This is a genomic window from Microbacterium sp. NPDC087665 (assembly GCF_044743285.1).
Classification (GTDB): Bacteria; Actinomycetota; Actinomycetes; order Actinomycetales; family Microbacteriaceae; genus Microbacterium.
This window is the reverse complement of sequence record NZ_JBIUWD010000001.1, coordinates 429,138-453,779: the sequence shown is the minus strand read 5'-3', so window position 1 is coordinate 453,779 and position 24,642 is coordinate 429,138. Positions and strand designations below refer to the sequence as shown.

24 protein-coding genes and 2 tRNA genes are annotated in these 24,642 nt (G+C 66.7%); 8 read left to right on the top strand and 18 right to left on the bottom strand.

From position 1 onward, the window contains the following. Positions 1-184: 184 nt before the first annotated feature. From ACIOSY_RS02190 to ACIOSY_RS02170, 5 genes are all read left to right on the top strand, one after another. Complete coding sequence (locus ACIOSY_RS02190) at positions 185-1,192, top strand: LacI family DNA-binding transcriptional regulator (RefSeq protein WP_400848291.1); 1,008 nt, start codon at positions 185-187, stop codon at positions 1,190-1,192. Between the two features lie 153 nt (positions 1,193-1,345). Beyond that, positions 1,346-1,717: a hypothetical protein gene (locus tag ACIOSY_RS02185; RefSeq protein WP_400848289.1), complete on the top strand. Its 372-nt coding sequence runs from the start codon at positions 1,346-1,348 to the stop codon at positions 1,715-1,717. After that, a complete protein-coding gene (locus tag ACIOSY_RS02180) occupies positions 1,714-3,696 on the top strand; it encodes an alpha/beta hydrolase (RefSeq protein ID WP_400848286.1) in 1,983 nt (660 codons plus the stop codon). Before ACIOSY_RS02185 ends, ACIOSY_RS02180 begins: the two co-directional genes overlap by 4 nt. Positions 3,697-3,770: 74 nt before the next feature. After that, on the top strand, positions 3,771-4,337 hold the full coding sequence (locus ACIOSY_RS02175) for a hypothetical protein (RefSeq protein WP_400848283.1): 567 nt from the start codon (positions 3,771-3,773) through the stop codon (positions 4,335-4,337). Positions 4,338-4,372: 35 nt separating this feature from the next. Then, on the top strand, positions 4,373-4,978 hold the full coding sequence (locus ACIOSY_RS02170; protein WP_400848280.1) for a hypothetical protein: 606 nt from the start codon (positions 4,373-4,375) through the stop codon (positions 4,976-4,978). Between the two features lie 88 nt (positions 4,979-5,066). Here the strand turns inward: ACIOSY_RS02170 and ACIOSY_RS02165 are convergent, their stop codons facing one another. Beyond that, the gene (locus ACIOSY_RS02165) at positions 5,067-5,966 is read right to left on the bottom strand and encodes an NAD-dependent epimerase/dehydratase family protein (RefSeq protein ID WP_400848277.1); all 900 of its coding nucleotides are present in this window, start codon (positions 5,964-5,966) and stop codon (positions 5,067-5,069) included. A gap of 136 nt (positions 5,967-6,102) precedes the next feature. On the opposite strand from ACIOSY_RS02165, the gene ACIOSY_RS02160 reads away from it, so the two are divergent. Next, complete coding sequence (locus tag ACIOSY_RS02160) at positions 6,103-6,681, top strand: helix-turn-helix domain-containing protein (RefSeq protein WP_400848274.1); 579 nt, start codon at positions 6,103-6,105, stop codon at positions 6,679-6,681. 25 nt (positions 6,682-6,706) lie between these two features. Here ACIOSY_RS02160 and ilvD read toward each other — a convergent pair whose 3' ends face one another. Next, on the bottom strand, positions 6,707-8,611 hold the full coding sequence (gene ilvD / locus ACIOSY_RS02155) for a dihydroxy-acid dehydratase (protein WP_400848271.1): 1,905 nt from the start codon (positions 8,609-8,611) through the stop codon (positions 6,707-6,709). Between the two features lie 76 nt (positions 8,612-8,687). Between ilvD and ACIOSY_RS02150 the strand changes: the two genes are divergently transcribed. Beyond that, on the top strand, positions 8,688-9,515 hold the full coding sequence (locus ACIOSY_RS02150) for a helix-turn-helix transcriptional regulator (RefSeq protein ID WP_400848268.1): 828 nt from the start codon (positions 8,688-8,690) through the stop codon (positions 9,513-9,515). Between the two features lie 21 nt (positions 9,516-9,536). Here the strand turns inward: ACIOSY_RS02150 and ACIOSY_RS02145 are convergent, their stop codons facing one another. From ACIOSY_RS02145 to ACIOSY_RS02135, 3 genes are read right to left on the bottom strand one after another with little or no spacing between them, the layout of a single operon-like run. Further along, positions 9,537-9,806, bottom strand: a complete 270-nt coding sequence (locus ACIOSY_RS02145; RefSeq protein WP_400848265.1) for a hypothetical protein — start codon at positions 9,804-9,806, stop codon at positions 9,537-9,539. Positions 9,807-9,832: 26 nt separating this feature from the next. Next, a complete protein-coding gene (locus tag ACIOSY_RS02140) occupies positions 9,833-10,342 on the bottom strand; it encodes a GNAT family N-acetyltransferase (protein WP_400848262.1) in 510 nt (169 codons plus the stop codon). Next, on the bottom strand, positions 10,335-10,610 hold the full coding sequence (locus tag ACIOSY_RS02135) for a DUF1778 domain-containing protein (protein ID WP_400848258.1): 276 nt from the start codon (positions 10,608-10,610) through the stop codon (positions 10,335-10,337). The genes ACIOSY_RS02140 and ACIOSY_RS02135 overlap by 8 nt, the downstream gene beginning before the upstream one ends. Before the next feature lie 110 nt (positions 10,611-10,720). Here ACIOSY_RS02135 and ACIOSY_RS02130 point away from each other — a divergent pair, with 110 nt between their 5' ends. Next, the gene (locus ACIOSY_RS02130; protein ID WP_400848255.1) at positions 10,721-11,212 is read left to right on the top strand and encodes a DUF3253 domain-containing protein; all 492 of its coding nucleotides are present in this window, start codon (positions 10,721-10,723) and stop codon (positions 11,210-11,212) included. Between the two features lie 24 nt (positions 11,213-11,236). On the opposite strand, the gene ACIOSY_RS02125 is transcribed toward ACIOSY_RS02130, so the two are convergent. The 13 genes from ACIOSY_RS02125 to dnaN all read right to left on the bottom strand — a co-directional run bounded on the left by ACIOSY_RS02125 (position 11,237) and on the right by dnaN (position 24,470). Continuing rightward, positions 11,237-11,764 (bottom strand): hypothetical protein, encoded by a 528-nt coding sequence (locus ACIOSY_RS02125; RefSeq protein ID WP_400848252.1) that lies wholly within the window; start codon positions 11,762-11,764, stop codon positions 11,237-11,239. A gap of 119 nt (positions 11,765-11,883) precedes the next feature. Further along, positions 11,884-12,948: an acyltransferase family protein gene (locus ACIOSY_RS02120; RefSeq protein WP_400848249.1), complete on the bottom strand. Its 1,065-nt coding sequence runs from the start codon at positions 12,946-12,948 to the stop codon at positions 11,884-11,886. 89 nt (positions 12,949-13,037) lie between these two features. After that, positions 13,038-13,110, bottom strand: a tRNA-Ala gene (locus tag ACIOSY_RS02115). A 26-nt stretch (positions 13,111-13,136) separates the two neighbouring features. Further along, positions 13,137-13,210 (bottom strand) — tRNA-Ile (locus tag ACIOSY_RS02110). 89 nt (positions 13,211-13,299) lie between these two features. Then, complete coding sequence (locus tag ACIOSY_RS02105; RefSeq protein ID WP_400848246.1) at positions 13,300-14,244, bottom strand: DUF4097 family beta strand repeat-containing protein; 945 nt, start codon at positions 14,242-14,244, stop codon at positions 13,300-13,302. Further along, positions 14,241-14,930, bottom strand: coding sequence for a LuxR C-terminal-related transcriptional regulator (locus ACIOSY_RS02100; protein WP_400848243.1), 690 nt, complete (start codon positions 14,928-14,930; stop codon positions 14,241-14,243). The genes ACIOSY_RS02105 and ACIOSY_RS02100 overlap by 4 nt, the downstream gene beginning before the upstream one ends. Beyond that, positions 14,918-16,186 (bottom strand): sensor histidine kinase, encoded by a 1,269-nt coding sequence (locus ACIOSY_RS02095; protein ID WP_400848240.1) that lies wholly within the window; start codon positions 16,184-16,186, stop codon positions 14,918-14,920. Before ACIOSY_RS02095 ends, ACIOSY_RS02100 begins: the two co-directional genes overlap by 13 nt. Before the next feature lie 147 nt (positions 16,187-16,333). Then, complete coding sequence (locus tag ACIOSY_RS02090; protein ID WP_400848237.1) at positions 16,334-16,738, bottom strand: DUF3566 domain-containing protein; 405 nt, start codon at positions 16,736-16,738, stop codon at positions 16,334-16,336. Next, positions 16,735-19,293: a DNA gyrase subunit A gene (gene gyrA, locus ACIOSY_RS02085; protein ID WP_400848234.1), complete on the bottom strand. Its 2,559-nt coding sequence runs from the start codon at positions 19,291-19,293 to the stop codon at positions 16,735-16,737. The genes ACIOSY_RS02090 and gyrA overlap by 4 nt, the downstream gene beginning before the upstream one ends. A gap of 74 nt (positions 19,294-19,367) precedes the next feature. Beyond that, the gene (gyrB, locus tag ACIOSY_RS02080; RefSeq protein WP_400848232.1) at positions 19,368-21,458 is read right to left on the bottom strand and encodes a DNA topoisomerase (ATP-hydrolyzing) subunit B; all 2,091 of its coding nucleotides are present in this window, start codon (positions 21,456-21,458) and stop codon (positions 19,368-19,370) included. Positions 21,459-21,576: 118 nt separating this feature from the next. Beyond that, positions 21,577-22,086: a DUF721 domain-containing protein gene (locus tag ACIOSY_RS02075; RefSeq protein ID WP_400848229.1), complete on the bottom strand. Its 510-nt coding sequence runs from the start codon at positions 22,084-22,086 to the stop codon at positions 21,577-21,579. After that, positions 22,083-23,273, bottom strand: a complete 1,191-nt coding sequence (recF, locus tag ACIOSY_RS02070) for a DNA replication/repair protein RecF (RefSeq protein WP_400848226.1) — start codon at positions 23,271-23,273, stop codon at positions 22,083-22,085. Before recF ends, ACIOSY_RS02075 begins: the two co-directional genes overlap by 4 nt. Before the next feature lie 51 nt (positions 23,274-23,324). Beyond that, complete coding sequence (gene dnaN / locus ACIOSY_RS02065; RefSeq protein WP_400848223.1) at positions 23,325-24,470, bottom strand: DNA polymerase III subunit beta; 1,146 nt, start codon at positions 24,468-24,470, stop codon at positions 23,325-23,327. Between the last annotated feature and the right edge of the window lie 172 nt (positions 24,471-24,642).

The following is a 24,642-nucleotide window of genomic DNA, read 5'->3' as shown; positions in this document are numbered from 1 at the left end:
CCTCAAACTCCACTGCTGTGTGTCGTTCGCCTGTCGCAGATTTCCGGGGGTCGGGCTGCGCGACGATATGACATCGCTGTCATATGATGAGGACGCTATCACAGCGCGTGCGATGCAGGGAAGATGCATCTCACATTGAATGAGCCGCCATAATGGGCTGACCACGGGAGGCGGCAGGAGTCGAATGACACGGACAGATGACGAGGTGACGCCTCGCCCCACCCTCGCCCAGGTCGCCGCCCGCGCCGGCGTGAGCCTCAAGACCGCATCACGGGCACTCGGAGGCGAGTCGTACGTGAGCGAGAAGACCCTCACCAGCGTGCTCGCGGCCGCCGCCGAACTCGACTATCAGCGCAACGCTGCCGCCAGCCTGCTCGCCAGCGGACGCCTGGCCGATTCGCTCGGACTCATCACCGGAGACTTCACCAACCCCTTCTACTCGGCGCTCGCACAGGCCGTCGAAGACGAGATCCGCCCCCGTGGCATGCACCTCTCGGTCGCAAACTCGCGCGAGTCCGCCGAGCAGGAGAAGCGCGTCGCGCACGACCTCGCCGACCGCCAGACCAAAGCCGTGATCACCGTCTCGGCCATGACCGACCACAGCGACTACGCGCAACTGCAGGCCCGCGGCATCCCCGTCGTCTTCGTCGACCGCCCCGCCGAGAACCTCGCGGCGGACTCCGTCGTCTTCGACAACCGCGAAGGCGGGCGTCTCGTCGCCCGTCACCTCATCGAGGCCGGCCACCGACGCATCGCCTTCATCGGCGACTACGCCTGGCTGCCCACCTACCGGCAGCGTCTCGCCGGCATGGGCGACGTGCTCGATGGTTCTTCTGCGAGCTGGCGGGATCTGCTGCGGACGGATGCGCACGATGTCGCCTCGTCTCGCGAGTGCGTGCGCGGACTGCTCGCCCTCGATGAGCCGCCGACGGCGATCGTGGCGGGTAACAACCGCATCCTGCTCGGTGCGATGGAAGAGATCTCGGCATCGGATTCCTCGCCCGCCGTCATCGGATTCGACGACCCCGAGTGGGCCCGGGTGCTCGGCATCAGCGTCGTCACGGGCGACATCGAAGAGCTCGGCCGCAGCGCCGCGCGTCTCGCCGTCGCGCGTCTGGGCGATCGCACCCGCGCGCACGAGAACGTTGTGCTGCCGATGCGGTTGATCGTGCGGCGCTCGACGGCATCCTGAGGTTCTGCGCGGTCGCGCGCTGACCGGTTGCGACCGCGTCGGGGCCCCGCACCACCGACATGGGTTATCCGTCCAGATTCTTTGTGTCGCCATATGGGTGCATATTTGGTATCTTCGATCGTCGCCGAAGGCCGGCGCGATCGGAGGCGAGACGTGAGCGAGTATCGGGTCGATGCGGATGGGGTGCTGGGCATCCTCGCCGGGCTCGACGACCTCGGTGGCGAATTCGAGAAGGCGGTGCGCGACATCGATGAGGTGGCGGATGACGGCACGACCGCCCTCGCAATCGACGATCGCACCGTGATGTCACGGGCATGGACCGCGTTCATGGACGAGCGACGGTCGGTTCCGGGCAAGGTCATCCACACGATCAATGTCTCGTCTCACGCGGTGAGCGAGGCGACGCTCGCCATCGTCGCCGGCGACGAACAGATCGCTACCGATACCGAGGCAGCGCAGGACCACGCCGAGGATGCCTGGGGAATCGCGCCGTCGCTCGCCTACATGCCCGGAGGTGCGTGGTGAGCGCGATCACGACAGAGCTCCCGAACGTCGTCGATCCCGCTGTGCTCGAAGATCTCGGTACCCGGATCGCGGCGGGTGCGGACGCGCTCCATGCGACCACCCTTCAGGCGAATGAGCGCTGGGCGCGTCTGCCCGAGGTGTTCGCCGTGACCGGTGCCGAAGGCGCGTTCATGATGCTCGTGCCAGCCAAGACCTCCACGGAGTTGTTCGCCGATGCGATGGAGCAGGCGCAGAAGACACTGAGCGATGCAGCGACCGACACCTTTCCGGCGCTGCGCACTCGGCGCAAAGAGCTCGCCTCGCGCATCATCGCGGTCAACGAGCAGTGGGACGCCGCGCAGAGCGGCCTTGAGTGCGCGAACACGGCGTACTGGTCGGCCTACGAGTCGGATCCGGCGTCGGACACGACCCGGCAGATGGGCACGGCGCAGACCGATGCGACGGATGCCTGGAACGCCGCGGACGCAGCGGTCGAGGAGCTGAAAGCCGACATCCGGAAATTCGTCCACGATCTCGAAGACGCCGAAGACGAGGTCGCGCGCGGACTCAAGAAGATCAGCGGCGGTGACACGGTGGCGGGCGCATGGGGCGATGAGATTCTCGCCTCGCAGGCCTCGTGGGGTGAGAGCATCCGCGACTACCCGGGCGGTCCGCTGACCGAGGTCGGGCTCGCCGATCGCCTGCGCGACCGACTGTCGACGAAGGTCGCGAATGTCATCTCCTGGATGGCCACCGCCGATCCCGATGACGTGGAGGACTGGCTCGACGCTCACCCCGACTTCCCGGGGGCCGTCGGCTTCGTGGCGGTCGCGCCGGCGGCGAAGCTGTGGGACGACCTGAAGAAGAAGTCGACCCGCGATGCGGCGGGCGAGCAATGGGAAGACGGGCCTCTCGCGCACCTCTTCGACGTCGCCCCGGCCGTGATCGGCAACCTCAATGGGATCCCAGCGGACGCTCGGGATGAGTTCAACCGGCAGACCTTGAAGGAGTGGCTCGCCGGGGATCTGACTGCGGAGCAGAGGGCGCAACTGCAGGGGTTGAGTGACAACCTCGACAAGCAGAAGAAGGCAGATCCAGACCTTCCCATCGCCGTCCTGTCGTTGTTCATGGACACGACCGAGGGCGAGCCGCGCGCGACTCTCGGGTTCGGCGACGTCGACGGCGCCGATCAGATCACGACAGTGACGCATGGGATCGAGACCGATCTGAGCTCGCTGGACCCTTGGGCGGCGAGCGCCGTCAGCATGCATAGCGACCTGAACGCCGAGCTCGCGCGTAAAGGATCGTCGGCATCGTCGGCGGTCGTGCTCTTCATGGAGTGGGAGTCCGGCGGCACAGGCGACGTCTGGAACATCGAACGCCCCGATGCCGGTGCCGAGCGCCTCGCGCAATTGCAGCGCGGGTTCGAGATGGGCAACCCAGGCGTGCAACTCGACCTCGACCTGCACTCGCTGGGCACGAGCATGGCCGCGCAGATGATCGCCGACAACGCAGGGCTCGTCGACAACGTCTGGTTCTACGGCTCGGCCGGCGTGAGCCAGGACGCAGCCGAGGCACTCGAAGGCCAGATTCGCGACGGAGACATCTCTCTGCATGTCACCCATGCCGACGACGACTGGATCGCACCGGTGGGCAGAGTGGAGATCTCGGAGCATCCGGTCGACCCCCGCACCATCGGAGAGGCCACGGAAGCGGCGACCGGAGACGCGACCGGTCGACCACAGATGTTCTCGTCGAACGGCGGCTGGGTCGAAGACTTCCATACCCCCGAGGGCGAACACGGCGAGCGCACCGAGGGGCACAACTCGCAGCGGAGCACCGAGAGGATCTACCTCCTCGACTTCACCCGCCTGAATCGACTCGAGGTCGGTCTCGACGATGAGGCTGTGGGATACCTCGACCCCGCCTCCCAGTCCTACAAACAAGCCATCGTCGACCACGTCGGTGCGATTCTCACCGGCCAGGGGAAGCGCGGATGAGGCGGGGCGGACGAAGCGCAGTTGCGGCGGTAGCCGTAGCACTGCTGATCGGAATGACCGGATGCGGAGAGCAGATGACCGACGATGAACTCCTCGACCAGGCACGCGATGTGAACTTCGCGTTCAAAGCCGCTCTCGCCGATGTACAGATGCAGGTGTTCGACGGCGACTGGAAGAACTACGGCTATGGCGCAGAAGCCTGGAACTGCGACGAAAAGGGCTACACATTCCGCTTCAAACGCGCCACCCTTCCCCAATGGAAGTTGACTGAGCCCACGCGCGACGCCGCCGAACGCATCGCCACCTGGCTCGACGACAACGGCTGGCAGAACATCAAGACCCAGGGCTACTCCGGCGACATCGCCAACATCGTCATCCACGCCGAGAAGCCCGACGCCTACGTCGCCCGCCTCATGATCGACATCAGCCCCGATCCCGCCACCTACGACATCGCCACCATCACCGCCGAGACCCGGTGCTTCACCAGCGATGTCGACCGTCTTGATGCTCTGCTCCAACCCGGCGACCTCGAAGTGGACGAGCTCGAAGACGTCCCCAGCACCGAGCATCCGACCGCGAAGCCGAGCTTCGGCTACACGCCCGACGGCAAGCGCCGCTTCTGGGACGACGCTGACGAATGAGCCGCGCAAGACGAGGTTCATTCCTAGCCGTCGCCGTGGCACTGCTGATCGGAATGACGGGATGCGGAGAGCAGATGACCGACGAAGAACTCCTCGACCAGGCACGCGGAGTGAACTTCGCGTTCAAAGCCGCTCTCGCCGAAGTGCAGATGCAGGTCTTCGACGGGGACTGGAAGATCTACGCCTATGGCGCTGAGACGTGGGATTGCGACAACAACGGCTACGAGTTCCGCTTCCAACGCGCCACGCTCCCCCAATGGAAGCTGAAGGAGCCCACTCGGGATGCCGCTGAACGCATTGCCACGTGGCTCGACGATAACGGCTGGGAGGCCATCAAGACCCAGGGCTACTCCGGTGACATCGCCAACATCGTCATCCACGCCGCAAAGCCCGACTCCTTCGTCGCCCGCCTCACGATCGACATCAGCCCCGACCCCGACACCTACGACATCGCCACCATCACCGCCGACTCCACCTGCCAACCCGGCGATCTCGAACGCCTCGACGCCATCCGACGGCCTGGCCTACACACTGAGGCTGAGCATCTCGAAGACGTCCCCAGCACCGAGCATCCCACCGCGAAGCCGAGCTTCGGCTATACGCCCGACGGCAAGCGCCGCTTCTGGGACGACGCCGACTGATCCGCTCCCAGCGCGTGGGGCGGAGAACTCGGTGATGGGCGGAGAATTCGGTCGCGAGCATCCGCCCCCCGCCGAGAAATCCGCCCGTTCACGCGAGCACCTCCCGGCAGTCATCGACGGTGACGAGGTCGGCCATCGTCACGGCACCCTGTGTGGAAGACTCCACCACCCGCACGGCGGCGAGCGCCGTCAGGCGGCCCGTCGCCTCGGACTGCCCCTGGCCCGACACCTGGCGACGATCTTCGGTACGACGGTTGCGGGCGATGACGTGCCACGCATCGCTGCCGATGTGCGGCGCGGCCGTCAGGGCACCGCGGAGCGCGGGCATCCGCCCGACGAGTTCGAGTGCGCCGGTCATCAGGGCGGAGCCGAGGGTCAGGTGGGTGCGAATGCTCGCGCCGCGCGCATCGAGCAAGATGTGATCCGGGAAGTCGGCGCGCAGGTACCGGCGCGCACGCCCGTCGGCGCCCAGCGTCCGGATGCTCTCGCCGAGGTTGCGCACGGGGCGCCCTTCCGCAGGCCTGTGCACATCGGTGCCGACGAGGCCGGCGGTCCACGTGACGGCGGCAGGACCGTGCTTCTCGCCGCTGCCGAGCATGACGAACACGTCGATGTCGTCGCCGGGCTCCGTCGCGAGCGATGCGGTGAGCACGGTGCTGAGACCGGGCACGAGACCGGCGCCGAGCACGACCGGTCCGGATGCTGTCGCCCTCAGAGCCTCGAGGTACGAGCCGGTGGCGGAGATGTCGACGAGGGAGGTGCGTGCTGTCGCCGCGGCGAGCTCGACCCGCTCGATGCCCGAGGCGTTGATGACGACGTCGTGCCGGGCGGCGAGCGCCGCGAGAGACGCGAGGTCGCCGCGCAGATCGATGCGGGCGCCGCCCGATTCGGCGCGGCTGGCGGCGGTGACGCCGTGCCCCGCGCGTTCGAGCTCACGACGGATGACGGTGCCGACAGCGCCTCGGGCGCCCAGCAGCAGCGCCTTCATCGGATGCTCGCCGGGGAGGGGTAGTCAGCCATGGTTGTGCTCCTTCTCGCCCGTTCGGGTTCGCGGGCGGAACCCATCGTGCGTCTCCGACGACTCGCGCGGCCAGCGGGTTTGCAGATACTGCAAAGATGGAGGGATGGATGCCGAGACCGCCGCCGTGCTCGAGGCGATCGGCCCCCGACTCCGCCGCCTCCGCCAGTCGCGGGGGCTCACACTCGCGGAGGCATCCGTCCGAGCCGGGTGCTCGATCAGTGCACTGTCTCGCATCGAGACCGGCAGACGGCATCCGACCCTCGATCTGCTGATCCCTCTAGCCCGCACGTACGAGGTGTCGCTCGACGGCCTCATCGCGGCTCCCGAGACCGGCGACCCCCGCGTGCATCTCGAACCGCAGCGACTCCTCGCCGGTGGTGTCGCCGTGCCGCTCACCCGGTACCCCGGCCGCGTACAGGCCTTCAAGCACGTGCTCGGCCCGCGCGAGCCGAGCCTCGTGATCCATGACGGGCACGCCTTGATCTACGTGCTGGCGGGGCGGATGCGGTTGATCCTCGGTGCCGATGAGTATGTGCTCGACCCCGGAGAGAACGTGGAGTTCGACTCCGCGACCCCGCACTGGTTCGGGCCGGCCGACGATCTCTCGGTCGAGATCCTGCACCTGTTCGGCCCCGACGGCGAACGACCGATCACCCGGGTGCTCGCTTCAGCGTCACGCTGAGGGCGACAGGCTCAGCGCACGCGACTCACACCAGCGCCGAAGCCTGACGGACCTCCTGCTCGCGCAGCGCGCGCTCGACCGCTTCGACGTCGCGCACCGCGCCACGGTCGGCCGACGTCGCCATCGCCGCGTACGCGCGTAGCGCCAGCGAGACCGCGCGCTGACGGTCGACGGGGCGGTAGCCACCGGCTTCCAGCAGGCGCGCACGGCGCTGCTCGAGCTCGGCTTCCGTCACCTCGAGCGTCATGTCTCGCGTGGGGATGTTGATCGAGATGATGTCGCCGTCTTCCACGAGGGCGATCACTCCGCCCGACGCCGCTTCGGGTGAGACGTGCCCGATCGACAGGCCCGACGTGCCCCCCGAGAAGCGGCCGTCGGTGATCAGTGCGCACACCTTGCCGAGGCCACGACCCTTGAGGAACGACGTCGGGTGCAGCATCTCCTGCATGCCCGGCCCGCCCTTGGGTCCCTCGTAGCGGATCACGACCACATCGCCCGGCAGCACCTTCTTGCCGAGGATCTTCGCGACCGCCTCTTCCTGCGATTCGCACACGACCGCCGGACCCGAGAACACGAGGATCGACGGGTCGACGCCGGCGGTCTTCACGACGGCTCCGTCGACGGCCAGGTTGCCGCGCAGCACGGCGAGCCCGCCGTCGGCGGAGTACGCGTGCTCGACATCGCGGATGCATCCGTTCGCCGCATCCTCGTCCAGCGCCGACCAGCGCTGGGACTGCGAGAAGGCCGTCGACGAACGCACACCACCCGGTGCCGCGAACCACAGATCCTTGGCCGTCTCGGTGGCCTTGCCTCCGCGGATGTCCCAGTCATCGAGCCAGGCATCGAAGGACTCGGAGTGGATCGTCGTCACCGTGTCCTTGAGCATCCCGCCGCGGCGGAGTTCACCCAGAACCGCGGGGATACCGCCCGCCCGGTGCACGTCTTCCATGTAGTACATGCGTCCGTACGCCGGGTTCGGAGCGAGCTTGGCGAGGCACGGCACCCGGCGCGAGATCGCGTCGATCTCGTCGAGACCGAAGTCGATGCCGGCCTCGTGGGCTGCCGCGAGCAGGTGCAGGATGGTGTTCGTCGATCCACCCATCGCGATGTCGAGGGCCATGGCGTTCTCGAACGCGGCGAAGCTCGCGACCTCGCGGGGCAGCACCGAGGTGTCGTCCTCGTCGTAGAAGCGGCGCGTGATCTGCACGGCGACCTCGCCGGCCTTCTCGTACAGCGCGCGACGGGCGGTGTGGGTAGCGAGCACCGAGCCGTTGCCGGGCAGGGCGAGACCGAGCGCCTCGACGAGGCAGTTCATCGAGTTGGCGGTGAACATGCCCGAGCACGACCCGCAGGTCGGGCAGGCATTCTCTTCGATGCGCGTGATGTCGGCATCCGACACGGTGTCGTTCGCGGCCTCGGAGATCGCGTCGACCAGGTCGAGGGTGCGAACCGTGCCGTCGACGAGCGTCGCGCGCCCGGCCTCCATTGGACCGCCCGAGACGAACACGGTCGGGATGTTCAGGCGCAGCGCCGCCATGAGCATGCCGGGGGTGATCTTGTCGCAGTTCGAGATGCAGACGAGGGCGTCGGCCTGGTGCGCGTTGACCATGTACTCGACGGAGTCGGCGATCAGGTCGCGCGAGGGCAGCGAGTAGAGCATGCCGCCGTGACCCATCGCGATGCCGTCATCGACGGCGATGGTGTTGAACTCGCGGGGAATGCCGCCGGCCGCCGAGATCGCGTCGGAGACGATGCGTCCGACGGGCTGCAGGTGCGTGTGGCCGGGGACGAACTCGGTGAAGCTGTTCGCCACGGCGATCATCGGCTTGCCGAAGTCGGCGGCATTGACGCCGGCGGCGCGGAACAGGGCGCGGGCTCCGGCAGCATTGCGGCCATGCGTGACGGTGCGGGAACGAAGAGGGGTGGGCATTCTTACACTCTGGACGGGTGAGACGGATGCCGGAAGACGGCGCTGACACTAGTAGTGAGAGCACTAGGTTTGTGGAGTGGCCACCGACGAGCAGCAGCGCAAGGAACTCGGCGCTTTTCTGCGTGCCCGGCGCGAGCAGCTCGACCGCAACGCCTACGGCCTGCCGCCCGCCGGTCGCGGCCGCACGATCGGCCTGCGCCGCGAGGAGATCTCGTATCTCTCGGGTGTCAGCGTCACCTGGTACACGTGGCTCGAGCAGGGGCGCGACATCAACCCGTCACGTCAGGTGTTGGATGCCGTCGCCACCGCGCTGCACCTGACCGTCGCCGAGCACGACTATTCGTTGCGCCTGGCCGGTTTCGCACCCGGTCGCCCCGGTTCGGGCGAAGCCGTCGAGACGGCACCGGCGCACGTGCAGCGCTTCCTCGACGCGTTGGAGGAGCATCCGGCCTACGCGTTGGCGCCCGACTGGGGTGTCGCCGGGTGGAACGCCGCCTACGAGGCGCTCTACCCGAACGTCGCGACCACCCCGCCTGAGAAGCGCAACCTGCTGTGGCTGATCTTCACCGACCCGGCCGTGCGCGACCTTCTCGACGACTGGGACGACACCAGCCGCCGCTTCCTCGCCGAGTTCCGTGCCGAGGCAGGGCCGCGCCTCGGCGACCCGCGCTACCGCGACCTCGTCGGACGCCTGATGGAGGCGAGCCCGGAGTTCCGGGAGCGCTGGGAGAGTCACGACGTGCGCGGGTTCGAATCGCGCGAGCGTGTGTTCCAGCATCCGACGCTCGGTCGTCTCGTGTTCGAGCACCACCAACTGCGCCCCTCCGACCAGACCGACATCCAGCTCGTCGTCTACACCCCGGCGGATGCCGCCGCCCGGGCGAGGTTCTTCCGGCGCGGGTGACCAGATCGTGACGCCTCGCGCTCAGGAGTCGGACGGCTTGCCGAGCACTCCGTGCTCGGACTCGATCTGCACCTGCTCGAAGAGGCCCGCATAGTTCTCACGGTGGTCGGGGTCGTCGGCGAGGTTCTCGCGGATGCTCATCTGCCAGACGGTGCTCTCGAACGTCGTCTCGAGCATCTCCTGCACGCGCTTCTCGAGGTCGGCGAAAACCGACGCCGGAGCCAGGAAGCTGATCGAGATCTCGGCCAGCTCGAAGGTGTTCTCATCTGTCATGTCCACGTTGTCACTCATGCACCCCAGGCTACTGCCGAGGCTTGCTACGACAGTCGGCGCACCGTTTCGCGAGCATCCGCCGTCAGAAGGTACAGAGTCCGTGACTGAGCGGGGAACCGCTCGTAACCGAACCTCTCGTAGAACGGAATCACGTCATCGGTCAACGCGTGCACCAGGATCGCGCGGATGCCGATCACCTCGGCCGCTTCGATCGCGCGGACGGTGGCGTGCTGCAGCAGGGACCGCCCGAGCCCGGCCCCCGCGAACTCCTCGTCGACGGCGAGGCGACCGAGCAAGACGACCGGTATCGGATCCGGTTGCCCGGCAGCGAGCGGCGACGGACCCTCATCGCGAACGAGCGAGCTCGAAGACAGGCAGTAGTAGCCCGCGACCCGCCCCTCGGCGGTGACCGAAACCATCGTGCGGGACGAGCCGCCGATCTCGTTGTTCCGCGCGCGCCCGCGCAACCAGCGGTCGAGCGAATCCACACCACAGCGGAAATCGGAGAGCTGGTCGCCTGCAGCCAGCGGCCGCGGGGTGCGGAACTCAGTCAACGAAGATCGTGTCGCGGGTGAGCAGCTCCCGCAAGCCGCGAAGGCTCCGGGCCGGTCGATCGAGAGTCTCGAAGAAGATCTCGAGACTCTCCGCGTCGACGCGCAACTCCCGATCTCGCTGCACGACTGCAGCCGCGTATTCGGTGAGAGCCGACACCGAGAAGTCGGTGATGGTTCGTCCCTCGATGGCGGCGGCAGCACGGATCGACGCTTTCTGCCCCGCCGTCACGCGAATCTCGATGCGTTCATCTTTGGTCGGACTACTCATCAGCACAGTGTACGGCAGATAGCCGTACACGCCCAGTGGCCTCTCTTACGTGACCGGAGTTCAGCGTCAAGCCCCTGGGGTATCGGCGGTGACACGGCCAGACTGCTCATATGCCCGACCGCACCGAGCCCGAGCGCACCCCCGACGGCCGTCACTTCGTCATCGATGGGCGCCGGTGGCGGGCAACCGATCCGTCGATCCCCGATTCGTTCCGCCAGGAGCTCGTCGATGAGCTGATGTCCGCTCGGCGTGCGGTCAAAGCATCCGAAGCCGACGCCCGAGGGCGCGTCAACGACGCGAAGACGGCCCTCGGTGAGCGGGGTCATCCCTGGTGGGAGGAGCGCACGGGCAGCGAATTCGACGAACGCATCGCCGCGACGATCCGCACGCTCACCCGCAAGCGCGGCGACTCATCGATCTGTCCGAGCGACGTCGCCCGCACTCTCGGTGGCGAGTCGTGGCGGTCGCACATGGACGACGTGCGGCGCATCGCGTATGCGCTGGCGGCACGCGCCGAGATCGTCGTCACGCAGAAGGGCGAACCGGTGCGCATCGATCGCGCGCGAGGACCGGTGCGCATCGTCCGCGGTCCCGCCCTCTGACTCACGTCCACTCGGACGTTCGCCTCAGCCGACCCGCTGCATCGAGACGGCAAAGACCGTCGGCTCGCCCTCGAGAACGAGGTCGACGGTCATGCCGGTCCGAGTCGTGGTCACGTCGAACGCGATGGTCTCGTTGGTGCACGCGATCGGACCGGATGCCGGGTCACTGTCGAGGTCTCCGGCAGACAGGGTGATCGTGCCCTCGCCTCGGCAGGCGATCTGACCCTGGAACGTCCCCGCATCGAGCGTCTGGAATTTGTTGAACTGGCGAGGAGTTGAGTGCTGGCTCAACCAGCCGGAGAGCATCCCCGCGCCGGGGCCGGTGTCGGCAGCCGGCACCGCCGTCTCGGCCCACTCGTGGATCTCGTCCGGCGCCATCGGTAGAAGGGCTTCGTCGGTTGCGGCATCCTCCGTGGGTGACGGCGCGGGACTCGATGCGCTCGGTTGCGGCGACGTCGTGGGCTCGGCATCCGTCGATTCTGCGGTGCAACCGACCAGTGCAATGCCCGCTGTGAGCAGCACCCCGATGACGATCCCTCTTCTGATATCCATGCGCCCCACGCTACGAGTGAGCCGTGCAGCGATCGAGGGTACTGCCGGGATTCGGAGGGGGGTACGGAGGTTCGGCGAGTTGTTAACAGGGTTGTTAACACCTGTGGAATCAGGAAACCTCAGCGCGTGGTCGCCGGCAGAGCAACCGCGACGGGCCGACGGAACCACCGTTGCGGCATGGCGAACAACCACCGCATACCGATGCGATCAGCCCCGACTTTGATCCCGATGCTGATCGCGAGCGTCGCGACGATGATCGCCGCCGTGTAGACGGCCGCGCCACGAGGGCTGGCGGCCAGCCAGGCAGCCAGATCGGCGTTCCGCACCAGAAGGTCGTTGAGCAGGATGAAGACGAACGGGTTCAGGATGAAGATCGGCAGGGTGTTGCGACCGACGACCTTCAGCGCACCGGTCCAGCGCTGGTTCGAAACCGCAGCGAGAATCGCGACCATGGCGACGACGCCCACGGCAGAGGTGAACGGATCGGAGAAGCCGTAGGGCCCGGTCGGACCGAGCAGCATCGAGACGGTGTAGACCGCAGCGGCTCCGGCGAAGATCCACATCCGGCGCGGCGACGTCATCCAGGCGGTGATGGCGGGGAAGCGCGCACCGACGACGTAGAACACCACGGCGGAACCCACCTGCGTATAGGGGTGATCGAGGAAGAACGGGGCGAAGACGCTGATCGCCGCCGCGGCAGCGAGCACGATCCATCCCGGCACGGCCTTGGTCGCCCACACCGCCAGGAACATGACGATGAGCGCCCAGAGGTACCAGAGGTGTGTTCCCGGTGCGATCAGGTTGGTCGCGAACGCGACGACCGGATTGCCGGTGGGCTGGCCGTTGGCGTAGTTCTCGATCCACAGGAACGCGACCGAGAAACCCACCCACAGCACGTACAGGTACACGACACCGAAGACCCGTCCACGCCAGGCGTCACGCCACGGCTTGCGGAGCGAGCGGGAGGCGAGGAAGCCCGAGACGAAGAAGAACAGCGGGATGCGCAGCGGCGTCGTCCACTCGACGACATCGGCGATGACGCGCATGATGGCCGCATCGGCGACCCAGAACGTCAGGTGGATCGCCCACAGGTGCATCACGACGATGAGGGTCACGCTGAGTCCGCGCGCGGCATCCGCCCATTCGAAACGCTCGGATGCGACGGCCGGGGGAAGGGAAGTCACGCATCCAACGTAGCCCGCCGACTCATGTGGACAAAAGAAGAAGGCCCCGGCAGAAGCCAGGGCCTTCATCACACTGTCTCAACACAGTGTGGAGCCTAGGAGATTCGAACTCCTGACATCCTGCTTGCAAAGCAGGCGCTCTACCAACTGAGCTAAGGCCCCGTGAGGGAAATTCTTGAGTTAAGGAGTGGGGCTACCAGGACTTGAACCTGGGACCTCTTCATTATCAGTGAAGCGCTCTAACCGCCTGAGCTATAGCCCCGTCAACCTCCGAAACTTTACCGGAGATTCGGAGAAATACCGAATCGAGGGCGGGGACCCCGTGGAGTCCCCGCCCTCGACTCATTCCGTTCAGCTGCCGGGGCGGATGTTCACGCTGCCGGCCGAGAGCGTGACATCGATCGTGCGTCGCGCAGAATCTGTCTGCTCCACCGTCGCGTCGAGCGAACCCGCGTCGACCTCCTGCGTGATGCGGTACGCGACATCGGGCAGCGTGAGCTCGACCGAACCCGCACTGGCATCGACCCGGGTCGTGGTGGGTGCGGTTCCCGTGAACTCCACACGCAGCTTGCCGGCCGAGATGCCGAGCTCCGCCTCGTCGACTCCATCGAGCAGCACGTCGGCCTGTCCCGCACTCATGTCGATGCCCACAGACGTCGCCGACCCTTCGAGATCGAGCGCACCAGCGCTCAGATTGAGATCGAGTCGTCCGAACTCGCCGGACACGTCGAGGCTGCCCGCGTCGAGCGTGAGGTCGGCGTTGATTCCGCTGAGCTCCTCGGGGAGGGTCAGGACTACGCGCTCGTCGTCGCCGAACCAGTTCGGGAACCAGTTGAACGGGGAGTCCGGGCGGCGCACGACGAGCTCGTCGCCATCGCGCTCGAGCGTCCACGAGCGTCCACTGTCGCTCGTGACCTCGAGTTCGGCCTCGTCGACGTCGCCGAACTGCACGCGCACGGAGCTCGCATCCGCATCGAGATCGAGATCGGTGACGCCCTCGACATCGAGTGTCTTCACGTCGCCTTCACCGGAGAAGCCGCCGGCAGTGGTGCCCCGGTTCGCGTGGAAGAGATCGCCCCCGGCGGCGAAGGCAGCGGTGCCGCCCGCTCCGAGGAGTGCGAACCCACCGACCACGGCGGTGACGACGACGATGGCGGTGCGCCCCGAGGAGCGACCCGGGTCTGGAGCCGACTCGCCCTGTGGCGGGACGGATGCCGTCGGCTGCGGCGGCACGGAAGCCGGCGGGGGAGTGAGCGGGGTGTGCCCGCCTGCGTGGTCGTTCTGTTCGGTGGTCATCGTGCCACTCCTGTCTGGCCGGTCGGCGGTGTGGTGCCGCCGGTGTTCTCGATGTGGGCGAGGGCGGCGAGCACGCGGCGGTTGCCCGACTCGCCCTGCTCGAAGCCCAGCTTTTGGAAGATGGAGGTGATGTGCTTCTCGACGCTCGCCTCCGAGATGAAGAGCAGTCCGGCGATCGCCTGGTTGGACTTGCCCTCGGCGATCAGCGCCAGCACGGTGCGTTCGCGTTCGGTGAGGCGCAGCATCCGATCATCGCGATTGCGACGGGTGAGCAGCTGCGCCACGACCTCGGGATCGAGCACGGTCGCTCCTTCGGCGATGCGCTGCACCGAGGCGAGGAACTCGGCGACATCGGCGACGCGGTCTTTGAGCAGGTAACCGAGCGGGCCGCCCTGCGCGGCGATCAGGTCGGAGGCGTAGCGCTCCTCGACGTACTGCGAGAGCACGAGGATCGCGAGCGACGGATGCGTCGACCGCAGTCCCAGCGCCGCCCGGATGCCCTCGTCGGTGAACGTCGGGGGCAACCTCACGTCGAGGATGCAGAGTTCCGGATCGGTGGTCGCGACCGCCTCGGTCAGACCGGAGGTGTCGGGAAGGGCGGCGACGACCTGGTGGCCGGCGTCTTCGAGCAATCGCACGAGCCCTTCGCGCAGCAGGACCGAGTCCTCGCAGATCAGGATGCGCACGGTACGTTCACCTCCAGGCTGGTCGGTCCGCCCTGCGGGCTGTCGAGCCGGAAGGTGCCCCCGGCGGCGAGGATGCGGTTCGCGATGCCGTCGAGGCCACCGCCGGGTTGCACCTGCGCACCGCCGATGCCGTTGTCTTCGACGCGGGCCCAGAGGGCGTTGCCCTCGCGGAGCCGCACGATCACTCGAGCCTCACTGGCCCGTGAGTGCTTCGCGGCGTTGGTGAGCGATTCGGCGATCGAGAAGTACACGGCCGCCTCGGCATCTCGACTGCAGCGTCCGTCCATCCGGACATCGAGATGCACGGGGATGTGCGAGCGTCCGGCCAGAGCCGAGAGTGCCGCATCGAGCCCGCGATCGTCGAGCACAGAGGCATGGATGCCCCGGGCGAGCTGTCGCAGCTCGGTGATCGCGGCCTTCGTCGAGGTGTGGGCTTCGGCGATGAGTTCCTTCGCCACATCCGGGTCGCTGTCGATCTTCTGCTGCGCGAGCCCCAGCGTCATGCCGACCGACACCAGTCGCGGCTGAACGCCATCATGCAGATCGCGCTCGATGCGGGTGCGCTCGACGTCGGCGGCACGCACCGCGCCCTCGCGCTGCGCGGTGGTCGTGCGCACCTGTTCGGTGAGCGCGGTCTCGCGACTGCGAACGACGACGGCGAGCGAGATGGTGCGGTGAAGCAGCGCGAGGCCGATCATGCCGGCGATCGATGCCGCGATGCCGAGGATGCCGACGACCGGAGCCCACCCGACGGGGATGCCGCCGCCGCCGAACGGTCCGATGACCGTGTCGGCCGGGGTGAGCGGCGCGAACGCGATGATCGCCGACCACACGACACCCCAGGCCAGCCGGAGCACGATCCAGCCGAAGACGGCCGCGATCGCGAAGTTCGCGATCGCCCGCCACATCCGACCGTCGATGGTCTGGCGTCCGAGCGACCGCAGCCATCCGACGAAACCGGGGCGGTCGCTGCGGCGCGGACGCAGAGGAGCGATCGGTGTGCGGTAGAGACCGCCCACGCGGGCGACCTCGAACCAGCCGACGCCGAAGAGGGCGTAGACGAGGCCGACGAGGAAGACGATGCCGATGCCGGCGGCGAAGAGCAGCCCGAGTCCGGTGCCGAGCATGCCGACGAGAGCCACGTTGATGATGCCGCCGATCGCTCCGACACCTGCCAGGTGAAGGATCGTGAGGAAGATGCGCAGCGGCGGCTTCACGGCCGTCGCCTGCGGCGGGGTCGCAGTCTGTGTGGTCATGATTCCAAGGTACGGGCGCGCGCATCGCCCCGACACCGAGGCATCCAGACACCTGCCTTCGGGTTTTCCCTACCCCCCCGGGCAGCCCGGGAACGACGAAGGGGCGGATGCCTCAGCATCCGCCCCTTCGTCTGAACTCTGGGTAGGTCAGTTCGACATGAAGCCGACGAGCAGTCCGCCCGTCACCTTCACGGCGAGGTTGTAGATTCCGGCGACGACGGCGCCGAGCACTGTGAAGACGATGAGGTTGATGATCGCGACCACGGCCGCGAACGCCATCACCTGCGGAAGGCCGACGATCTCCGAGAGGATGATCGCGTCGGAGGTCAGGCTGCGCACGAAGGCGTCGGCGGTCGACATGATGTCGGTCGCCTGCAGCACGAGGAAGATCAGGAAGAACGACACCATCGTGACGACCGCGAGCGCCACGGCGCCGAGGAACGACAGCTTGACGGCCGACCAGAAGTCGACGTAGACCAGCCGCAGGCGTACCTGCTTGCCGCCGGCCTTGCGCGTGGATTTCTTCGCGAGCTTGTCGGCTACTGTGCTCATGCGTCCGTGCTTTCCTCGGGGGTCTCTGTCGTCTCGGCGACGTCTGCTGCGGCATCCGCCTCATCCGAGGCTTCTTCCTCGGCGAGGCCACGCTCGATGTTGCGAGCGATCGCGAGGATCCGGTCGGCTTCCGTCGTCCGGGCGAACACCACTCCCATGGTGTTACGGCCCTTGGCGGGCACCTCGGCCACGGCAGAGCGTACCACCTTGCCACTGGACAGAACCACCAAGACCTCGTCGTCCTCAGACACGATCAGACCGCCCGCGAGGGTGCCCCGATCGTCGTTGAGTTTGGCGACCTTGATGCCGAATCCGCCTCGTCCCTGCACGCGGTATTCCTCGACCGCGGTGCGCTTGGCGTAGCCGCCGTCGGTGACGACGAAGACGAAGCTGCCGGGTGCGGCGACGGATGCCGAGAGCAACGTGTCGCCCGCGCGGAACTTCATTCCCTTGACGCCGGCCGTGGCGCGACCCATCGGTCGCATCGTGTCGTCGTTGGCCTGGAAGCGCACCGACATGCCGTGGCGGCTGATGAGCAGGATGTCGTCCGACGCGTCGACGAGCAGAGCGCTGACGAGGGCGTCGTCTTCGTTCAGACGGATCGCGATGACGCCGCCCTGACGGTTGGTGTCGTACGCCTCGAGGCGGGTCTTCTTGACCAGACCGCCCCGCGTCGCGAGCACCAGGTACTCGCCCACGGCGTAGTCGCGGATGTCGAGGACCTGCGCGATGCTCTCGTCGGGCTGCAGCGCGAGAAGGTTCGCGACGTGCGTGCCCTTCGCGTCGCGGCCGGCCTCGGGCACCTCGTAGGTCTTCGCGCGGTAGACGCGACCCTTGTCGGTGAAGAACAGCAGCCAGTGGTGCGTCGTCGTGACGAAGAAGTGCTCGACGATGTCGTCGGCGCGCAGCTGGGCACCCTTGATGCCCTTGCCACCACGGTGCTGCGAGCGGTAGTTGTCGCTGCGCGTGCGCTTGATGTAGCCCTCGCGGGTGACGGTGACGACCATCTCCTCTTCGGCGATGAGGTCTTCCATCGAGACGTCGCCGTCGAAACCGTGCAGGATGTGCGTGCGGCGGTCGTCGCCGAACTTGTCGACGATGCCCGAGAGCTCTTCGCGGATGATGGCGCGCTGACGGCCCTCATCGGCGAGGATCGCCTTGTAGTCGGTGATCATCGCTTCGAGCTCGGTGGCCTGGTCGATGATCTTCTGACGCTCGAGCGCGGCGAGACGGCGCAGCTGCATCTGCAGGATCGCGTCGGCCTGGATCTCGTCGATGTCGAGGAGCTTCTGCAGCCCGTCGTTCGCGTCCTGCGTGCTCTGCGACCGGCGGATGAGCGCGATGACTTCGTCGAGCGCGTCGAGCGCCTTCAGGTAGGCGCGCAGGATGTGCATCCGCTTCTCGGCCTCGTTGAGGCGGTACTGCGTGCGGCGCACGATCACTTCGATCTGGTGCGTGATCCAGTGCGAGACGAAGCCGTCGATCGCGAGCGTGCGGGGCACGCCGTCGACGATCGCGAGCATGTTGGCGCCGAAGTTCTCCTGCAGCTGCGTGTGCTTGTACAGGTTGTTCAGCACGACCTTGGCGACGGCATCGCGCTTGAGCACGACGACGAGGCGCTGTCCTGTGCGGTCGGACGACTCGTCGCGGATGTCGGCGATGCCGGTGATCTTGCCGTCACGGGCGAGGTCGCCGATCTTGACCGCCACGTTGTCGGGGTTCACCTGGTACGGCAGCTCGGTGACGACCAGGCAGGTGCGGCCCTGGATCTCTTCGACGTTGACGACGGCGCGCATCGTGATCGAGCCGCGGCCGGTGCGGTACGCCTCGTGGATGCCCTTGGTGCCGAGGATCTGCGCGCCGGTCGGGAAGTCCGGACCGGGAACGCGCTGCATGAGACCCTCGAGCAGCTCTTCGCGGGGGAGGCCCGGGTTGTCGAGGGCCCAGAGGGCCGCTTCCGACACCTCGCGCAGGTTGTGCGGCGGGATGTTCGTGGCCATACCGACCGCGATGCCGACGGACCCGTTGACCAGCAGGTTCGGGAACCGCGCGGGGAGCACCGTCGGCTCCTGCGTCTGGCCGTCGTAGTTGTCGGTGAAGTCGACGGTGTCTTCTTCGATGTCGCGCACCATCTCGAGCGCGAGCGGAGCCATCTTGGTCTCGGTGTATCGAGGGGCTGCGGCGCCCATGCTGCCCGGCGAGCCGAAGTTGCCCTGGCCGAGAGCCAAGGGGTAGCGCAGCGACCACGGCTGCACGAGACGCACGAGAGCGTCGTAGATCGCCGAGTCACCGTGCGGGTGGTACTGACCCATGACCTCGCCCACAACACGGGCGCACTTCGAGAACGACTTGTCGGGGCGGAATCCGCCGTCGTACATGCCGTAGATGACACGGCGGTGCACGGGCTTGAGCCCATCGCGCACATCGGGCAGCGCGCGGCCGACGATGACGGCCATCGCGTAGTCGAGATAGCTGCGCTGCATCTCGGACTGCAGGTCGACCTGGTCGATCTTGCCGTGATCGTGCGCGGGTTCAGTGCGTTCTTCGTCAGTCATGTGTCATTTCCTGGGTTGCTGAGCTTGTCGAAGCATCCGGGACCCCTCGGCGAACGCAGGGACCCATGGCATGTCTAGATGTCGAGGAAGCGGACGTCCTTGGCGTTGCGCTGGATGAAGCTGCGGCGGGACTCGACGTCTTCGCCCATCAGCACGCTGAAGATCTCATCGGCAGCAGCAGCATCTTCGATCGTGATCTGCTGCAGGGTGCGGGTGGAGTGATCCATCGTGGTCTCCCACAGCTCCTTCGGGTTCATCTCACCGAGACCCTTGTAGCGCTGGATGCCCGCATCCTTCGGGATGCGCTTGCCGTTGTCGAGGCCGTACTTGAGCAGCGCATCGCGCTCCTCGTCGCTGAACACGTACTCGTGGGGCGAGTTCGACCACTTCAGGCGGTACAGCGGCGGCATCGCGAGGTACACGAAACCGGCCTCGATCAGCCCGCGCATGTAGCGGAACAGCAGGGTGAGCAGCAGCGTCGTGATGTGCTGGCCGTCGACATCGGCATCCGCCATCAGGACGATCTTGTGATAGCGGGCCTTCTCGATGTCGAAGTCCTCGCCGATGCCCGTGCCGAAGGCCTGGATCATCGCCTGGACCTCTTTGTTGCCCAGCGCCTTGTCGAGACGCGCACGCTCGACGTTGAGGATCTTGCCTCGGAGCGCGAGGATCGCCTGCGTGTGCGGGTCGCGACCCTGCACCGCAGAACCGCCGGCCGAGTCACCCTCGACGAGGAAGATCTCGCTGATCGACGGGTCCTTGCTCGTGCAGTCCTTGAGCTTGTCGGGCATCGCGGCCGACTCGAACACGCTCTTGCGGCGCGCGGTCTCGCGGGCCTTGCGCGCGGCGAGACGAGCGGTCGCCGCATCGAGCGCCTTGCGGATGATGTTCTTGGCCTGCGTGGGGTTGCGGTCGAACCAGTCGCCGAGCTGATCGCCGACGACCTTCTGCACGAACGCCTTCGCCTCGGTGTTGCCGAGCTTGGTCTTGGTCTGCCCCTCGAACTGCGGCTCGCCCAGCTTGATCGAGATGACGGCGGTGAGACCCTCGCGCACATCGTCACCGGAGAGGTTGTCGTCCTTCTCCTTGAGGATGTTGTTCGCGCGGGCGTACTTGTTCACCAGCGTCGTGAGCGCGGCGCGGAAACCCTCTTCGTGGGTTCCACCCTCGTGCGTGTTGATGGTGTTCGCGTAGGTGAAGACGTTCTCGGTGTACGAGGTGGTCCATTGCATCGCGACCTCGAGAGAGATCTTGCGCGCGACGTCTTCGGATTCGAAGGCGATGATCTCGTCGTTGACGACCTCGGCGTGACGCACCTTGTTGAGGTACTCGACGTAGTCGACGAGTCCCCGCTCGTAGAAGAAGATGTCGCCGGGCTGCTTGGTGACCGTCGCGCCATCTTCTTCGACCTCGTAGGCCGAGGATTCGCGCTCGTCGCGCAGCTCGATGCGCAGTCCCTTGTTGAGGAACGCCATCTGCTGGAAGCGGGTGCGCAGGGTGTCGTAGTCGAACTCGATGGTCTCGGTGAAGATCTCGGAGTCCGGCCAGAAGGTGATGGTCGTACCGGTATCGTCGGTCGCCTCGCCCTTCTCGAGCTTCTGCTGGGGTGCTCCACCGTTGGCGAAGCTGTGGTGCCAGACGAAGCCCTTCTGCTTCACCTCGACATCGAAGCGCGTCGAGAGCGCGTTCACGACGGAGGAACCGACACCGTGCAGGCCACCGGAGACGGCGTAGGCGCCGCCGCCGAACTTTCCACCGGCGTGCAGGATCGTGAGCACGACCTCGACCGTCGACTTCGACGGGTCGGAGGAGTGCGGGTCGACGGGAATGCCGCGGCCGTTGTCGACGACGCGCACGCCGCCATCGGCGCGCAGGGTCACGAGGATCGTGTCGGCATAGCCGGCCAGTGCCTCATCGACGGAGTTGTCGACGATCTCGTAGACCAGGTGGTGCAGACCACGGGGACCGGTGGACCCGATGTACATACCGGGGCGCTTGCGGACCGCTTCGAGACCTTCGAGGATCTGGATCGAGTCGGCACCGTACTCACCGGGCTGCTTCACCTTGGGTGAGATCGACGTGCTCGAGGTCTCGGATCCCGTCGAAGGGTCAGGGGTTCCCCCGGTGGTCGATTCCGTCTCGTCAGCAGGGGATTCAGGCGTCATCAGAGGGCATTCTCCACATCGATATCACGAACTCCCAGTCTAGCGGGGTTTTGTCGTGAAATACCGCTCAACGGCCGCGTGTGCCCCTCTGAGCCGTCAGACCCCCTTGCATGGTGCCCTACCCGTAGGTATCGCGTGGGCCCCGCCCTGGAACGACTCTGGGACCCCATTTCCACGAGGGAACGTCGGGTCCGATGAAGCGCAGGTTCTCGACGCCGGCATCCGGATAGCGCCGGCCGATCTCGGTGAGGATGGTCCCGCGCATGTACTGGAGGTTCTTCGCCCAGGCCGTCGAATCGCATTTCACCGTGAGTAATCCGCGCTCCAGTGACACGGGTTCGGAGTGCTTCGCGGTGTCGGCACCGGCGAGATCAGCCCACTGTCGAACCAGGTCTTCGCGCGCGAGCGTGATCTGCCATCCGGAATCACGGCTCAGCTTGTCGAGCACCGAACCGAGCGCCCCCGGATCGCGACCCGGGGTGAACGGCGCGTTGTCGTCGTCGACGACCATGCGTCGCTTGCGCTTCCAGCTCTTGGCACTCGGCTTGAGCCCGCGCAGGCGCAGGTAGGTCGAGACGGTTTCGGGAGCATCGGATGCATCGGATGCCGTGGTCGTGATGTCGCTCATTCGTCGCTCCCTTCGCGCTCGTCGCTGATCGTTCCGGCGTTGATGCGCACGACGTGCGCGTGCAGCACCGCAGGAATATCCTCCTCCACGGCTGCGGTCACCACCACCTGCTCGTAGCCGGCCGTCAAGGAGGCCAGTCGCTGTCTGCGGTCGGCATCGAGCTCGGCGAACACGTCGTCGAGGATCAGCACCGGGTCGCCGGCGGGGGATTCACTGCGCAGGAGCTCGGCAGACGCGAGACGCAGAGCCAGAGCGACCGACCACGATTCGCCGTGCGAGGCGTAGCCCTTCACCGGAAGGGCGCGCACCCGCAGCACCAGGTCGTCGCGGTGCGGACCGGTCAGGGTCAACCCCCGGTCGAGTTCGTTCGATCGCTTCGAGAGCAGCGAAGCGCGGAACATCTCGGCGACGGTCGCCTGGGTCAGAGAGGTGTCTTCGGCGGCGGCCGCAGCATCCGTCGGCTGCCCGTACTCGTCTTCGGGATCGCCGCCGCGGATCGACAGTGCCCACTCGAGCTGAGGCTGATGATCGGCACCGGCGATCGCGGCGTAGGCGTCGGCCACCGGCTGCTGCAGATCTTTCGCGAGCCGATGGCGGGCGACGATGATCTCGGAGCCGAGTGCGACGAGCTTGTCGTCCCAGACGTCGAGGGTGCTGAGCGCCTCACCCCGGATTCCGCGGGATCGGGCGGATTTGAGGAGCGCGTTGCGCTGCTTCAGCACTCGGTCGTAGTCGCCGAGAACCGCGGAGAGGCGCGGAGTGCGCTGCACGAGGAGCTGATCGATGAAGCGACGTCGCGCCGACGGGTCACCCCGCACGATCTGCAGATCTTCGGGAGCGAACAGCACGACGTGCGCATAGCGCGGAAGCTCATTGGTCTTCGACGGCGAGCCGTTGATGCGGGCCTTGTTCGACCCCTGCCGGTTCACCTGCACCTCGGCGAGCACCTTGCGTTCGCCATGCGAGAGACGCGCACGGATGATCGCGTACTCCTGGCCGTCGCGCACCATCGGCGCATCGGACGACACCCGATGCGAACCCAGCGTCGCGAGGAAGACGACGGCTTCGGCGAGATTCGTCTTGCCCTGCCCGTTACGACCGACGAGAACGTTCGGGCCCTTGTGGAGGGCGAGTTCGGCGGTCGCGTAATTGCGAAAATCCACCAGACTCAAGTGCTCCACGATCACCTGGTCAGCCTACCTTCGGGGTCGGACAGTGGATGTTCCGGCCCGTCGTGATCAGCGCAGCAGCAGGTTCGGCTGCAGCAGGTACTTGAACGAGTCGAGACCGGCCTGGTCGACCGAGGTCTGGCTCGTGATCAGAACCGGGCTGAGCTTGTTCGCGTTGTCGCTCGACGTGAACGTCACGCGCACGAACTCGCTCTTGACCGCTCCGAGTGCCTCGATCAGGTACTGCGGGTTGAGTCCGAGCACGACTTCGTCGCCACCCGAGAGGATCGCGTCGACCGACTCGGAGGCACGGGCGTGCTCGCTGCCCGAGGCATCCATCGTCACGCTGTCGCTCGAGAACGTGAACCGCAGCGGGGCTGCGCGGTCGAGCACGAGGGCGACACGACGAACCGCTTCGACGAGATCGGCGGTGTTGACGACCGCGTAGTGGTCGGTCTGCTCGGGGAACAGACGACGGACGGGCGGGAAGTTGCCCTTGATCAGCAGCGACGTCACGGTCTTGTTGCCGGCGGTGAAAGCGATGATCTCGCGGTCGCCTGCTCCGGAGAACGCGATCTGGATCGTTCCGGCGTGACCGAAGGTCTTGCCGACCTCGACCAGGGTACGGGCCGGGACCAGCGCGCTCTGCTCGCCGGCTGATTCGCCGTCCCATGGCACATCACGAAGCGAGACGCGGTAGCGGTCGGTGGCGACCAGGCTGAGGTTGTGGCCTGAGACCTCGAGCTGCACACCGGTGAGCACCGGAGTCACATCGTCGCGGGACGCGGCGAAGCCGACCTGTGCGATCGCGGTACCGAAGTCATCGGCGGGAACGACACCGGATGAACCGGCCACCTCGGGGATCGACGGATATTCCTCGACGGGCATGGCGGCGAGGGTGAATCGTGCCGAACCGCAGCTGACGGTGATTCCACCGTCTTCCTCGACCGCGATCTCGATCGGGGCGTTCGGCAGGCGGCTCGCGATGTCCGACAGGAGTCGTCCGTGGACGAGGATCGTGCCGGGGGTGTCGACCGTCGCTTCGATCGTCGTGCGAGCGGATGCTTCGTAGTCGAAGGCCGAGAGCGTGAGCCCGGAACCGTCTGCCTCGATCAGCACACCGGCCAGGATCGGCTGCGGGTTTCGCTGCGGAAGAAGCTTGACGACGAACGACACAGCCTCACTGAAGACATCGCGGTTGACCTGAAACCTCACGGGTGCTCCCTTGTCGTCGATCTGTGACGAGTGTCGTCAATGCAGCTGCAGGGGTTATCCCACCGCAGGGATTCCCAGGATAGCCCCACAGTCCCGCTGATCCCTACGCCGTGGGCATTCCCGTCGTTCGATCGGGTTGTCCCCACCGTCTGGTGATCGGATCGCGCCTTAA